14 protein-coding genes are annotated in these 14146 nt (G+C 46.0%); 4 read left to right on the forward strand and 10 right to left on the reverse strand.

Going from position 1 to position 14146, the window contains the following annotated elements; genetic code table 11:
* Positions 1 to 2: 2 nt before the first annotated feature.
* The 6 genes from MN210_RS05690 to MN210_RS05715 form a co-directional block, all read right to left on the reverse strand.
* A complete protein-coding gene (locus tag MN210_RS05690) occupies positions 3 to 869 on the reverse strand; it encodes a mechanosensitive ion channel family protein (RefSeq protein ID WP_110816485.1) in 867 nt (288 codons plus the stop codon).
* A gap of 190 nt (positions 870 to 1059) precedes the next feature.
* Positions 1060 to 2517 (reverse strand): aminoacyl-histidine dipeptidase, encoded by a 1458-nt coding sequence (locus tag MN210_RS05695; protein WP_338412718.1) that lies wholly within the window; start codon positions 2515 to 2517, stop codon positions 1060 to 1062.
* A 350-nt stretch (positions 2518 to 2867) separates the two neighbouring features.
* Complete coding sequence (locus tag MN210_RS05700) at positions 2868 to 3101, reverse strand: hypothetical protein (RefSeq protein ID WP_011960302.1); 234 nt, start codon at positions 3099 to 3101, stop codon at positions 2868 to 2870.
* Positions 3102 to 3295: 194 nt separating this feature from the next.
* On the reverse strand, positions 3296 to 3871 hold the full coding sequence (locus tag MN210_RS05705) for a VOC family protein (RefSeq protein ID WP_201545473.1): 576 nt from the start codon (positions 3869 to 3871) through the stop codon (positions 3296 to 3298).
* 35 nt (positions 3872 to 3906) lie between these two features.
* Positions 3907 to 5187 carry a fumarylacetoacetase gene (gene fahA / locus MN210_RS05710; RefSeq protein ID WP_338412826.1) on the reverse strand — a complete coding sequence of 427 codons (1281 nt, stop codon included), beginning with the start codon at positions 5185 to 5187 and terminating at the stop codon, positions 3907 to 3909.
* Between the two features lie 184 nt (positions 5188 to 5371).
* On the reverse strand, positions 5372 to 6337 hold the full coding sequence (locus tag MN210_RS05715) for a LysR family transcriptional regulator (RefSeq protein WP_011960305.1): 966 nt from the start codon (positions 6335 to 6337) through the stop codon (positions 5372 to 5374).
* Positions 6338 to 6492: 155 nt separating this feature from the next.
* On the opposite strand from MN210_RS05715, the gene hppD reads away from it, so the two are divergent.
* The 4 genes from hppD (at position 6493) to nhaC (ending at position 10389) form a co-directional block, all read left to right on the forward strand.
* A complete protein-coding gene (hppD, locus tag MN210_RS05720; RefSeq protein ID WP_011960306.1) occupies positions 6493 to 7611 on the forward strand; it encodes a 4-hydroxyphenylpyruvate dioxygenase in 1119 nt (372 codons plus the stop codon).
* Between the two features lie 86 nt (positions 7612 to 7697).
* Positions 7698 to 8495, forward strand: a complete 798-nt coding sequence (gene phhA, locus MN210_RS05725) for a phenylalanine 4-monooxygenase (RefSeq protein WP_338412719.1) — start codon at positions 7698 to 7700, stop codon at positions 8493 to 8495.
* 62 nt (positions 8496 to 8557) lie between these two features.
* Entirely contained in the window at positions 8558 to 8899 is a 342-nt protein-coding gene (locus MN210_RS05730; RefSeq protein WP_011960308.1) for a 4a-hydroxytetrahydrobiopterin dehydratase, read from the forward strand.
* A gap of 77 nt (positions 8900 to 8976) precedes the next feature.
* Positions 8977 to 10389, forward strand: coding sequence for a Na+/H+ antiporter NhaC (gene nhaC / locus MN210_RS05735; RefSeq protein WP_011960309.1), 1413 nt, complete (start codon positions 8977 to 8979; stop codon positions 10387 to 10389).
* Between the two features lie 107 nt (positions 10390 to 10496).
* Here the strand turns inward: nhaC and MN210_RS05740 are convergent, their stop codons facing one another.
* The 4 genes from MN210_RS05740 to MN210_RS05755 form a co-directional block, all read right to left on the reverse strand.
* On the reverse strand, positions 10497 to 11333 hold the full coding sequence (locus tag MN210_RS05740; protein ID WP_338412720.1) for a PAP2 family lipid A phosphatase: 837 nt from the start codon (positions 11331 to 11333) through the stop codon (positions 10497 to 10499).
* A gap of 28 nt (positions 11334 to 11361) precedes the next feature.
* On the reverse strand, positions 11362 to 11832 hold the full coding sequence (locus MN210_RS05745) for a diacylglycerol kinase (protein WP_338412827.1): 471 nt from the start codon (positions 11830 to 11832) through the stop codon (positions 11362 to 11364).
* 215 nt (positions 11833 to 12047) lie between these two features.
* Entirely contained in the window at positions 12048 to 13382 is a 1335-nt protein-coding gene (locus MN210_RS05750) for a sensor histidine kinase (RefSeq protein ID WP_110816492.1), read from the reverse strand.
* A 45-nt stretch (positions 13383 to 13427) separates the two neighbouring features.
* Positions 13428 to 14123 carry a response regulator transcription factor gene (locus MN210_RS05755; RefSeq protein ID WP_155587772.1) on the reverse strand — a complete coding sequence of 232 codons (696 nt, stop codon included), beginning with the start codon at positions 14121 to 14123 and terminating at the stop codon, positions 13428 to 13430.
* Between the last annotated feature and the right edge of the window lie 23 nt (positions 14124 to 14146).

Raw genomic sequence — 14146 nt, forward strand, 5'->3', positions numbered from 1 at the left:
GGTTAGTTGGGCTTGCTATTGGCCGCTGACGCTTTGTTAACCAGGCTGTCTAAGCCGCTCACATGAATTTTACGCTGCGGGAAGGGGATGTCAATTTGATTGGCATCGAGCGCTTCTTTGAATTCTTCTAACAGCTGGCACTGCATGGCCCACCAGTTTTCATTTGAGGTCCACACGTTTAAGGTCAAGTCCACTGAGTTATCGCCCAAATTGGTCACCCGTACCACAGGCTCAGGGTCTTGAAAGGCTAGGGGGTTGGCTTTGGCTGTGGTTAACAAAATATCTTTGGCAACCTTGATATTGGCCTCATAGCCGATGCCTACGGTGATATCGACCCGGCGGTTTGGTAGTGACGTGTAATTAATAATCGCTGATGTACTGATGTCATTGTTTGGAATCACCACGTCATGATTGTTGGTGGTTGTAATATGAGTATTAATCAACGTAATGTCGGTGACTGTGCCGGTATAGCTGCTAATTTGGACATAATCTCCGCGCACAAAGGGGCGAAAAATCACAATTAAAATGCCCGCGGCAAAATTAGATAATTGATCTTTTAACGCCAGACCCACAGCCAGTGCAGCGCCGCCTAATATAGCCACAACAGAAGTGGTCTGTACCCCAACCTTACTTAAGGCGGCTAACACCACCACCACCAGTAACAAACCGTGTAATAAACGGCTTAAAAAGCTTGAGACGGTATCATCTAGGTGGCTGCGGGTCATAATCCCATGCGCCACCCTAACAATCTTGCTTGCCAGCCAACGACCAATAACTAAAATAATAATGGCAAGCGCAACCTGAGTCAGTAAGTGCACAGTACTGCTGGTCAAGGTGGCAATATCAAGTGTAAATCCTAAAAACTGCATGTGGGGTCTCTCTATAGCGAAGTTGGCTTTAAAAAGTCAGGTTAAACAAAAAAGGGGCACAGTCTTAGGCCCCTTTTTTTGGATAAGTTATCATAACATGCTAGGCGCACCAGCCAAAATTTAGGCCTGTTTTCGTCCACCTGGTCGCATTTTTTCTGATTTTATGTTATCTGGGTGGTTATGATTGGGGCTATTTTAAAGCCGATAGTACCAATACCAACCAGTCCCAGAATGTAGCCACACTGGCAATGTTAACCCGCTCATCGGGTGAGTGCGGCATTTCAATGGTAGGGCCAAACGATACCATTTGCCACTGTGGGTAGTTTTGACCGAGTAAACCGCACTCTAAGCCGGCATGAATGACCGTCACATTCGGCTCTTGACCCAATAGCTTGCGGCCTTGCTCAATGACGGTATCAATCACGGCTGCGCCAGGCTCAGGTTTCCAGCCTGGGTATTCACCGGCCAATTGTACCTTGGCGCCGAAGCTTTCAAACAGGCGCTTCATTCTATCAGCTAAATCATCACGCGCCGCATCATCTAGCGAACGCAGCAAGCTTTGTAGCTCTAACTGATTGTCTTGGGTGTCAATTTTGGCCAAGTTGACCGAAGTTTCTACCACGCCGGGGGTATCCATGCTCATTCTATCTACACCGTTGGGGCATAAGCGAATGGCGGTAAGTAAGGTGTGCTGTGAGTCGCTGTGCCAAGTCTGCTTAGGCATATCGGTACGCTCAAGAGACACACTCATATTGCGATCTTCTAGCGGCAGACCCCGACGAATAATGTCAACTTCAGTGGTTAAAAGCGGATTTAATTCAGACTCATCAAGGTCACTGACAAATACGGCGTCAGCTTCACGAGGAATGGCATTGCGTAAATTGCCGGCGTTAATAGCCGCCACTTCGATGTGTTCGCTTACGCTGTCTAATAAGCGCGAGATAATCAAGGCAGCATTACCCCGCTGTTTATGAATGTCCACCCCTGAATGCCCGCCTTTTAAGCCTTTCACGGATAAGCGATATGCTTGAGCGGCTTTTGGGGTTTGCCAAGTAATCGGCAGGGTAAAAGTGGCATCAACGCCGCCTGCACAGCCAATACAGATGTCGCCCAGCTCTTCAGTATCAAGATTCAGCAGTAAGCTGCCTTGTAGCCAGCCGCCTTGCAAGCCTTTGGCCCCGTCCATGCCGGTTTCTTCGGTTGCGGTGAATAAAGCTTCTAACGGACCATGCTCGATATCCTTGGAGGCCAGTACCGCAAGCGCTGAGGCAGCCCCAATACCATTGTCAGCGCCTAACGTCGTGCCCTTGGCGGTGACCCATTCATTATTAAGCTCTGGATCGATATAAGCGTCAATAGGATCGGTGCTAAAGTTGTGGCTGCTGTCGGCATTTTTTTGGGCGACCATGTCCAGATGGTTTTGCAAAATGACCCCAGGCGCATTCTCCATACCGGCTGTGGCAGGCTTACGCACCAGCACGTTACCGGCTGCGTCACGCTCAGCCCACAATCCTAGTTTGGCCGCTTCATCGAGTACAAACTGCTGCACGGCCTCTTCTTCATAAGAGGGACGCGGAATTTGGGTTAAGGCATAAAAGTAGTGCCACACTAAGGCGGGGGTAAGGCTTGAGAAGGGGTTATTTGACATCGTAGAGATCCTAAATCAGGCCGGCAGATCTGGCTGGCCGGCATAGGTAAAAAAATAAATATTTAAAAACCCAGTATTGTAAGACAGCATGACAGCGCTTGGCAATGTAAGATGATATGGGCGTTTTCTATCGCTCAATCGAAGGGCGTGCTAATGCGACAGCTAGGCACGCCGGCCCGAGCGTGAGCATATTTTGGGCGGCAATGTCACTTTTGTTCACCACATCAAAACAACAACAAAGACGCCGAAGCTCAAAACCAAAGCTCAAAACCAAAGCCTAAAAAAGCAGGCTAAGAATATATCCGCCTGCTTCATTTAAGCTATGCTTTATTGGCTGAGGTTAACACTCACTAGTGAAAGCTGAGCAGCATCTCAATATCACGCACACTGATGTTTCTAAATAAAGCTTGCTCATCAACTGGCATGCGATTGGTGTGTTCTTTTATTAAAGGGTATAGAGCATGGGCAATATCTGCTGTGGATGAATAATACAACGTGGGATCGGTTTTTATAAGTTTTTGCAGATACTGCTGTATTAGGCGTTGTTTTTTATGCTGATCAAGTTCTGGGGTAGGGGTGGTCATATCATGTTCCTGCTGTTAGGCAATTCTTCTTATGTGCAGAGTATGTACCAATCCTCGGTTTTATCAAGTTTTTATTGTAATCGTTTTGGGCAGTAGTGCTGTCAAAACAAGCGGTCAAAAGACCGCTTGTTTTGACAGAAGTGGCTATTAGGTGGGTTAGTTAAATTAGCTAACCAATTAATCAATCAATCAACTTATTCCCCAGCCGGAATGCTGTCTTTTACCGCCGCAAGCTCTTGTGCGTGTAAAAAATGGGTATGGCTCGGGGCACGTTTGGTACGCGTCCACTCCTCAAGCATGTCCTTTTTCATCTCCTCAGTAATCAAGGCTATTTTTTCAGGCGACGTCTCATCATCATAGGTCAGCTCAATACGATGACCATTGGGATCAAAGAAATAGATGGAGTGGAAGATGCCATGATTGGTGACCCCAAGCACATCAATACCATTATCCTCTAACTGCTGCTTGGCGGCCAATAAGGCAGCTCTGTCTTTTACCTTTAGCGCTAAATGCTGAACCCATAATGGGGTATTGGGATCAGCACCCATCTCAGGCTGGTTTGGCAGCTCAAAAAAGGCCAAAACATTGCCGTTACCTGCATCCAAGAAGATGTGCATATATGGGTCATAGGCCTTTGTGGAGGGCACATAATCCTCGGCAAAGGCCAGCACAAACTTCATATTTAGGTTTTTTTCATACCACTCAACGGTCTGTTTGGCATCCTTACAGCGATAAGCGACGTGGTGAATTTTTTCAATTTCAAAGCTCATATCAAAGTCCTTTTGATGGCATACCTCTTGGGTATTTAGTTCATAAATTTAAAATCTAAAGCAGGCAGTAATGTGCCGCGTACCTCGCCAAAACCGACTCGGATGCCGTCTTTTTCACTATAGCCTTTCATGATGACCGTATCACCATCTTCTATGAAGGTGCGGGTCTCGCCATTGCTTAAGGTAACCGGTTTGGTCGCATTCCATGCAATCTCAAGCATTGAGCCATATGAGTCTGGGGTAGGGCCTGAGATGGTTCCTGAGCCCATCAAATCGCCCACTTGTACTGAGCAGCCTGAAATGGTGTGATGGGTTAATTGCTGTGCCATCGACCAATACATATGTTTGAAGTTGGTGTTACAGACCACAGTAGGCTCATCGGCTTTTTCTGCCAAAATTTCTACCGATAGATTGATATCATAGGTGGTGTCTGAATTGTGCTCGCGTAAGTAAGCCAATGGTTTCGGTTCTTGCACGGGAAGGTCGGTCTTAAACGGCGCTAAGGCATCTAAAGTAACAATCCACGGTGAGATAGAAGAGGCAAAGGTCTTGGCATTAAATGGGCCTAAAGGCACGTATTCCCACTTCTGGATATCACGAGCTGACCAGTCGTTAAGCAGTACCATACCAAAGATATGCTCCCAAGCGTCATCGATAGAGATGGGCTGGCCGATATGATTGGGTTTACCGACCACAAACGCAGTTTCAAGCTCAAAATCTAGACGACGACAAGCTGAGAAAATAGGACGTTCATCGGCATTAGGTTTGATCTGACCTGAGGGGCGTACCACGTCTTGACCACTGACGATGATAGTGCTGGCGCGGCCGTTATAGCCGACAGGCAGCTCAGTCCAGTTGGGCAGTAAGGCATTTTTTGGATCACGGAACATGGTGCCGACATTGGTCGCATGCTCTTTTGAGGAATAAAAGTCGGTATATCCAGGCACATGAAGCGGCAAATGTAGGCAAACGCTGCTTTGGTCAAACAATACTTTAGCCTGTAGCTGCTCATCGTCTCGTAAAGTGGCAGTCTCGGCAGACAATAGGCTTTGAACTTGGCTACGCGCGGCGGTCCAATTGTCTCGGCCCGATTCAATAAAGTCGTTTAAAGTGGGTTTGTTAAAATAAGGGCCACCGGTTAAGGTCAAAAGCTTGGCCTCTTCTAAGGCTGCCAGATCCAAAACCTTATCGCCTATGGCCACACCGGCGCGGCGTACGCCGTCTTTGGTCTCACTAAAGATGCCGTAAGGCAGGTTGTGAATGGAGAAGTCGCTATCAGCGGCAATGGTCAAAAAAGAGCGAAGCTGAGTATCGATAAGAGACATAGAAAATCCTTTTTCTTATAAATTAATGGGCATGTAAATTAATAGGCATGAGGTGTAAAATTACGCTATATATTATGATATAAGTAATAAGTTTCTAATAATGTAATTTATATTGATTAAGTTTGCAAGATGCTTCGTGCAATTTTTTTTATCAATGGCATCGAAGCTACACCCTCTATTGGCTGTCTTGAGTCGGTGTGTGAGATAAAAAACCTATGTTGGCAAGACTGGTGAAGTAATCCTCAAAGTAATGCTGTAAGAAGCATTTGAAAGTTTTGCTCGCTGGCGATAGCGCCCGTGATGAGCGCTGATAGATATAAAACTTGCGTAATTTAACCGGCTCAGCCAAGCACTTGAGCACTAGGTTGTTGGCACTTATCCAGTCGATGACCTCAGGCATATAAGGTAGGCATAGCGTAACGCCAAATCCTTGGCGGGTCATCTCAAGCGCAGTGGACATAAAGTTAACTTTGTAGGCAGCATTCTTGATTTGTAGCGCCATAGGCTCGCTGAGCTCTAAGGTGACATGATCAATAAACGGTCCGTTGAGCGTGATTAGGGGCAGACCCAATAAATCATCCCATTTCACCACAGGCTCACAGGCCAGCGGATGCGCTTGTGGCAACACAATACAAAACGGTAGCTCATATAGTAGATCAGCGCTCAGGTTTTCATCGTTTTGATCGGTGTTTAGCTCAACCCCCACGCCCAAATCCACCTCGATGTTTTCAATATGCTGCAGCACATCCTCAGCTGAGCAGTCAAGCAGACTCACCTTAATCTCCGGATACAGCTTGGCAAATTGAGCAATGACCGCCGGCATCGATGAGGCGGCAAATTGTGAGACCGCCAGACGTACTGTACCCTGAGCCAAGCTGGTTAAGCTTGAGGCTTCATTTTCGAATAAGGTCAGCTCATTGAGTACCCGCCGAGCTTGCGGTAATAAATGGTGGCCAACCACAGAAAGCGACAGCTGGCGAGTAGTACGGTCAAACAGCACCACATTTAAGGTGTTCTCCAGCTCTTTAATCAGCCCACTGACTGCAGATTGGGTGAGGTGCATTTTATCGCTGGCGCGCGTAAAACTGCCAGTTTCCGCCACATGGATAAATGCATTTAATTGACGCAAAGTTATATTCATAACAAATCCTGATAAATAAATCATAAAAAACGATTAGTCTTATAAATAAACCTATTCTAATATGATTACAGCGTCAATAACTTTTATTGATGAATTAAGTTTTGCCAGTAATGGCCAAAATAATATGAGTTTTCATGAATTAAGGATGATTTAGCATGGCAGATTTATTTGACAACCCTATGGGTCTTCGTGGTTTTGACTTCGTAGAGTTTGCCTCTCCTGAGCCTGCATTGGTGGCAGAGCTTTTTGAAAAATTAGGCTTTACCCATGTGGCCAACCACAGATCCAAAGACGTGGCCTTGTATCGTCAAGGCGATATCAACCTTATTTTAAACCGAGAGCCAAGAAGTCAAGCCAGCTACTTCGTTGAAGAGCATGGGCCGGGTGCTTGTAGCATGGGCTTTCGAGTGGCTGACTCTCGACAAGCTTATAAGCGTGCCATCGAGCAAGGTGCTCAGCCTGTTGAGATACCCACTGGAGTTATGGAGCTTAAGTTGCCAGCCATCAAAGGCATTGGCGGCTCGCTTATCTATCTGATTGACCGCTTTGAGGAAGGTAGCTCTATTTATGATGTAGATTTTGAGTTTTTACCGGGTGTGGACAAGCATCCTAAAGGCTTTGGCTTTAAGGTTATCGACCATTTAACTCATAACGTCTATCGTGGTCGTATGGCGTATTGGGCCGACTTCTATGAGCGTATCTTTAATTTTCGTGAAATTCGCTACTTTGATATCAAAGGTGAATACACCGGCCTAACCAGCAAGGCCATGACGGCGCCTGATGGTAAAATCCGCATTCCGCTCAATGAAGAAGCACGTCAAGGTGGCGGCCAGATTGAAGAGTATCTCATGCAATTTAATGGCGAGGGTATTCAGCACATTGCGCTACTAAGTGATGACTTATTGGCCAGTATCGATCAGCTAAAAGCGGCCGGCATTCCGCTAATGACAGCGCCCAATGATACCTATTACAAAATGCTTGATGAGCGTCTACCTGGGCATGGCGAGACAGTCTCAGAGCTACAGACCCGAGGCATCTTACTCGATGGCACCACAGAGGGCGGCACGCCAAGACTGCTGTTACAAATTTTCTCTGAGACCATTTTAGGCAGCCCGGTGTTCTTTGAGTTTATCCAGCGCAAAGGCGATTATGAAGAAGGCTTCGGCGAGGGTAACTTCAAGGCGTTGTTTGAGTCTATTGAGCGTGACCAGCTGCGCCGCGGTACCATTGATGCTGATGGGGCCTCAGACAAAGATACGGCCACTGCAGTTTAAGCGGCATATATACAGCAAGGATGCTACGACATAGATGTTGGCGGTTAACAGTGATTTTAGCCGCCCTTTGATTAAGGATAACTGGCATGGAACGCACTGCGTTATCGACAAAACAGCCCTACGTCTCGCACACGCCAGATGAACAGGGCCACATTATTTATAGCGACTGTGAAAATCAAATGTGGCAGGCGCTGCTTGAGCGTCAGTTAACTCAGCTACCAGGGCGGGCTTGCCCTGAGTATTTACAAGGTCTGGATAAATTGGCCTTGCCGCACACTCACATTCCGCAGCTGCCGGATATTGATGCGGTACTGCTAGAGGCCACAGGGTGGCGCACCGCTATGGTACCAGCGCTAATAAGCTTTGGTAAGTTTTTTAAACTGCTTGCCAATAAGCAGTTTCCGGTAGCGACTTTTATTCGCCGTAAACAGGACATGGATTACATCCAAGAGCCGGATATTTTTCATGAAATTGTCGGCCATTGTCCTTTGTTAACTCACCCAGCCTTTGCCGCTTTTAATGAAACCTATGGCAAATTAGGCCTTGAAGCCACTGCTCAAGAGCGGGTGTTTTTGGCACGTATGTACTGGTTTACCATTGAGTTTGGCTTGGTGGGACATGACCCAGTAGATCGACGTATTTATGGCGGCGGGATCTTAAGCTCACCTTCTGAGACGCTATATGCGCTAAGCGGCGAGCCCGATTACCGTGAGTTTAATCTCATTGATGTGCTGCGCACTCCCTATAGAATTGATCATATCCAGCCCATTTATTATGTGCTTGATGATTTAGAAACTTTATTTGAAATCGCGGATAGTGATGTGATGGGGGCGGTGCATCAGGCGCAGCAGTTGGGTTTGTTTGAGCCTTGCTATGCGCTTTAACGTCGCCGACCTATTTTTACTTAATATGTGTATATGAATCTGAATAAAACAAGGATGTAACCATGACCCAATTATCTCAAGCCAGCTGTGAAGTTTGCCGTATCGGCGCGCCCACAGTAACCGACCTCGAGGCCAAAGAGCTGTTAACTCAAGTCCCTGAGTGGTCAATAGTCGAAATTGAGGGCATCAAACAGCTACACCGAGTGTACAAATTTAAAAACTTTGTCAAAGCCATGGCGTTTGCCAATCAAGTGGCGGACATCAGTGAGGCAGAAGGTCATCACCCAGGGTTATTTGTCGAGTGGGGCAAGGTCACTGTGAGCTGGTGGTCACATAGTATCAAAGGTCTGCATCATAATGATTTTGTGATGGCTGCCAAAACTGATGTGCTGTATCAGCCTTAACTTGGTCGTCTTTTACTGAGTCAATTTAAAATCAACAATGAAATTTATCACCTTCATGGCAACATAAGGATATGTTAATGCCTCCACAAATACTTACTCAAATCTCTCCCAAACTTGCCTTCGTGCTCTCAACCATCATCATTGCCATCATGGGCGTGACCATGATTGGCTTTGGCTGGGTGCCACATTTGTCTTTGATACTTGCCATCTGTGTGTTGTTGGCAATAGGCCTGATTAAAGGGCTGAGTTTTGATGAGATGCAGTCACAAATGGCGGTAGGCGTGCTGCGCGGTATTGGCGCTATTTATTTGTTTTTCTTTATTGGTCTGATGGTATCGGCTTTAATGATGTCAGGGGCGATACCTACCTTAATGTACTTTGGTTTTGAGCTGATTTCTCCGCAGTTTTATTATATTTCAGCCTTTGTGCTGACCTCCATTATTGGCGTGGCCTTGGGCAGTAGCTTAACCACAGTAGCCACGCTGGGGGTAGCGTTTATTGGTATGAGTCATGCCTTTGATGCGAACGTGGCAATCGCCGCTGGTGCTGTGGTATCAGGCGCGTTTTTTGGCGATAAAATGTCGCCCTTATCCGATACCTGTACTATTGCCTCATCCATTGTGGGCATAGATTTGTTTGAACATATTCGCAATATGACGTACACCACAGTGCCAGCTTGGATACTCACCTTTGGGCTATTTTGGCTGTTATCAGGAGACACCACCACATCAGACTTAAGTCAGGTACGAGCGCTTCAAACACAGTTGGTAGACAGCGGCTTGGTCCATGGCTATTCGGTATTGCCCTTTGTGGTACTGGTGGTAATGGCGTTGTGCCGTATCAATGCCATTTATACCATTATCTGCACCATCGTTGTCGCACTAATCATAACCTATGTGCACAGCTCACCGAGCTTGGCAGATTTGGGAGGGTATTTCTTTAGTGGCTATCATCCAGCAGAATCTTTAGATCTTGGTGAGGTAGGCGGCATGTTATCGCGTGGCGGGGTAAACAGCATGTTCTTTACTCAGACTATTGTGATTTTAGCATTAAGCTTAGGGGGTCTATTAACTGCACTGGGTATCTTGCCTGCCTTATTAACAGGCATTAAAGACAGCTTGACCACCTCAGGCCGAGCCATTGCAGCAGCAGCGATGTCTGCCTTGAGTATCAACGTACTTATCGGTGAGCAGTATTTAAGCTTACTGTTGTCAGGCACAGCGTTTCGACCTGTGTTTGAAAGATTAAATTTACACCCAAAAAACCTATCACGTACCATTGAAGATGCCGGTACAGTGATTAATCCTTTGGTGCCTTGGAGTGTGTGCGGGGTGTTTATTAGCCAAGCTTTAGGCGTCTCTGTCATTGAGTATTTGCCCTATGCCTTCTTCTGTTATTTGTCTTTTTTCTTGACCATCATCTTTGGCTTTAGCGGCATTACCATCACCAAAACCAATACAACTGCCCAGCCGGTGGTAACCCCAAGCTAAAGCTTAGCAAGGCGGCCTAAAAAAGGGCTTAGCGCTTAAGTTATTTAAGTGCTAAGCCCTTTTTGCTGTGCTTATAATGTGCTGTGTCTAAATGCAAGCTGTGGATGTTAAGGCTCTGTATGACAGTTACCTAAATGAGCAGAGTTATGGGTAGCCGCAGGCGTCTTGAATTGAAACTGACGGCGCTGTGTATGAAAAAACAGCATGGCGATGCCATAACAAATCCCCCAAGATAGCCACATGGACACCAGAGTGTGGCTAAAGAAGTGATCGCCGATCATCATTTTATATAGCCCCATAATCCAGCCCAGCAAAGTCACCATGATTAACATCCTCATTTTTAAGCGATAATATCTTGGTAAATAAGCAAAAGCATACAGGGCAAATCCGGCGCTGGCATGAGCTGCAGGGAAGCATTTGGCTGGGGTTTTGGCCAGCATGTCCTGCCAAATGGTTAAATAAGGCAAGTCGCCATCAAAGAGCAGTAAGTGGCTTGGGCAGCTGACATGGGTGAGCGCTTTTAGGCTGCCGATAGTGGCCGGTACCATCAATACCGCTATTATTAGGTACCCAAGCTCATGTTTACTCAAGGGCAGCACCCAGCGGCCATAACGACTTGGTGCGGCTATAGCAGATTGACTAATGCCTAAAGACGGTTTTGTGACAGAGATTATCAGTAAATTGAGCACTAGGTACACAGCCATTAAGATAAGCACTGTCTTTGGAGCGTCATAAAAAATAAATCTAAAGGGCTGGGCATCTTTGGCAATAAGCCACTGGTTGTGGCCATAGAAAAGCTTGCTGATAGTGACATCAAGCCAGCTGTGTTCAAAGATTAAAGCAGAGGCGATGGCCGACCCCATTAATAGCAGCCAACGAGATAGGCTTTGGCGCTGAGGGGGATGAGTAATAAAGCTTGAGTTAATATGACTATGAGGGTGCACTTGCCACCTCCTTTAAGATAGAAGATCGTTAAAGCAGCGATAGGCTAGACAGTGCCATCATCCATAAGCAAAAAAGCAATAGCAGCACCAAAAATTGCGCCGCCGAACCCACATCCTTAGCAATCTTAGCCAGCGGGTGCTGAGCCGTAGAGGTGTGGTCAACACTGGCTTCAAGACCGGTATTAATCAGCTCAACGATAAGTGACAAAAATGAGGCAAACACCAAAATCATCTTGATGGTCAACGCAAAGGGTAGGGCAATCACTGCCACAACCAATATCAGATTCAACCAAAACAGCTGACGAAATGCCGCCTCAGTACGATAGGCCGCCCTAAATCCGTCTAAAGAATAACCGCCGGCTTTCAGCACTCGGGACCATCCTTTTTTACCCTTTAATTGATACGCAAAACTTGGTGTTGTTATTGGTGTTGTTAATAGAGGCGCCTGAGCGTCATTGTCTAAGTTTGGCTTTATGTCTGCCCCCTTTGGCTTGGCCATGGGATATACAGACTTAGCAAGATGTGGGTAATCGGTCATAATAAAATCTTAGTGATAAATTAAAAAAATCGGCTAAACCTGGCAAAAAATAACCAAAGCGGCCATCTTTTATCATGACTCCATTATAAGTAGGAGAGGGTTAAGAAAGCGTTAAGATAACCTCGAGCGTAAGCGGTTTTAAAATTACATCCTTATTTATATTAAAAATCAAAGGCTTAGCGTGCTTGGCCATAATGTATGGTAAAAGTACTACCGCCTGCCTTATTGCTACTATGTGTTAAGCGCCAACCTAGGTGACTCATAATACGCTGCACAATACTAAGTCCAAGACCTGAGCCTTCAACTTTAAGTTCTTTGGGCTCAATTCGCTCGAAGCGCTTATATAACAGCGGCATCATATGATCCGGAATGCCCAGTCCGGTATCTGACACTGAGATGCTCTGCTCATCAATGACAATAACCACCTCGCCTGAGTCTGTGTATTGAAACGCATTTTTGATTAAGTTACCCAAAGCCATTTTAAGCAGCTCTGGCCGCACAAAGGTGTGGTAGTCTTCAGCCGCTTCTATACGGCAAGTCACGCGCTTGTATTGAAGTAGATAACTTAAGCGTGTCACCTCACTTTGGGCAATGTGATTGATGCAGATCTTAGGTGCGTCAAGCTTCTCAGGGGCACGTGACAAAAGCAATAAAGCGCTGATTATCTCTGACGTCTCTTTGGCTGTAGTGTTAATACGCTGAGTGAATTCTAAGGCTTTAGGGTGATCTGATAACTGCGCCTGTAATACCTCTGATGCCCCCATAATTATGGTTAAGGGGGTTCTTAATTCGTGACTGACGTCGCCGGTAAATAGCTGCTCACGCTTGAGATACTGCTCAAGTTTGTTATTTTTGTCATCAATGGCACGTGCCAATACCCCAACCTCTGAAGGCAGGTCAGTGAGCTCATCAAAGTTATGCTGATCGGCTTCTACCGCATCTTTTAGGTCAAGAAGTGGTTTGATAATGGCTTTAGATGACAGATAAGAGAAGATAAAAGCCATCAGAATACTCAGTAAAATCACCCCAACCAAGGCTCGCAAAAATATGGCTTCTAGCTCTTCAAAAAGTGCCAGTACTGGATATTGATCACTATCACCGTAGCGGGCAGGCAACTGCTGAGGCGTAGCCCCTGTATCTAGGTAGCTTAAAAGATAATCATGTCCCTCATAATGATAGTTAAAAAAATACAAATCTGCTTCTTGCCCCTTTTTCGTGACCACACTTTTTTTTTGTATGTCGGAAGTAGCTTGAGCTTTAAGGGCTTGTGGTGCTGAGCTTAACGGATAGATACTTACCCCAAGACCTGGAGTGACTGGGGTGGATTGTAAGCTGGCTTCAGCCACCTCGGTGGTCAACTGTAGCTGCTGTAACAGATAGCTTTGCACCAACAGCGCTTCAATCTTATCTTCTGCAACCTCAAATATGGCAATAAAAGTGGCACACAGCAAGATGGTGAAGAGTAGGTAGGATAAGCGAAACTTATTGGCGATTGTATCGGTATTAAACATAAAGCATCTGCCAGTAAAAACATAAAGTATAGTGTTACAGGACGCTTATAAGGCGCGCTTATCTTCAGGACTAATCATTTGATAACCCACACCAGGCACGGTGATCAGCATGGCGTGATCAAAGGGTTTGTCGACTTGAGTACGCACGCTATGCAAATGGGTACGTAACGCATCACTATTGGGCAGATCTTCACCCCAGACCTTTTCTTCAAGCTCCGACTTACTCACTATATTGGGATAAGACTGCATTAAGGTTTGTAGAATTTTAAAGCCAGTCGGGGTCAGTTTAAGTGGGATATCGTCTCGATAAGCGGTGTGCTTTTCAATATTTAGAGTCAAAGGACCCAGTTTAATATCTTGCTCAAAAAACTCATCTTGATGACGGCGGATAAGCGCTCTGACTCTGACCTCAAGCTCTACCAAAGAGAAGGGCTTGACCAGATAATCATCGGCACCACTGTCAAATCCGGCCACTTTATCTGATAAGGTATCGCGCGCTGTGAGCATTAACACGGGGGTTTTATTGTGCAGTTTTTCTCTTAGTGCTTTACACAGCTGTGTGCCATCCATGCCTGGCAGCATCACATCGAGCAAGATAACATCATAAGTGTTTTCAGCGGCCAGCGTTAAGCCGCTTGGACCATTATGAGCGTTATCGAGCTGATAACCTTTGGGTTCAAAAAAGGCATAGACGTTGGCCACAATATCTGGATTATCTTCGATGATGAGTATTTTGTGCATGTGTTTTAGTTCACTTGTATCAA

It is taken from the genome of Psychrobacter raelei (assembly GCF_022631235.3).
Taxonomy (GTDB): Bacteria; Pseudomonadota; Gammaproteobacteria; order Pseudomonadales; family Moraxellaceae; genus Psychrobacter; species Psychrobacter raelei.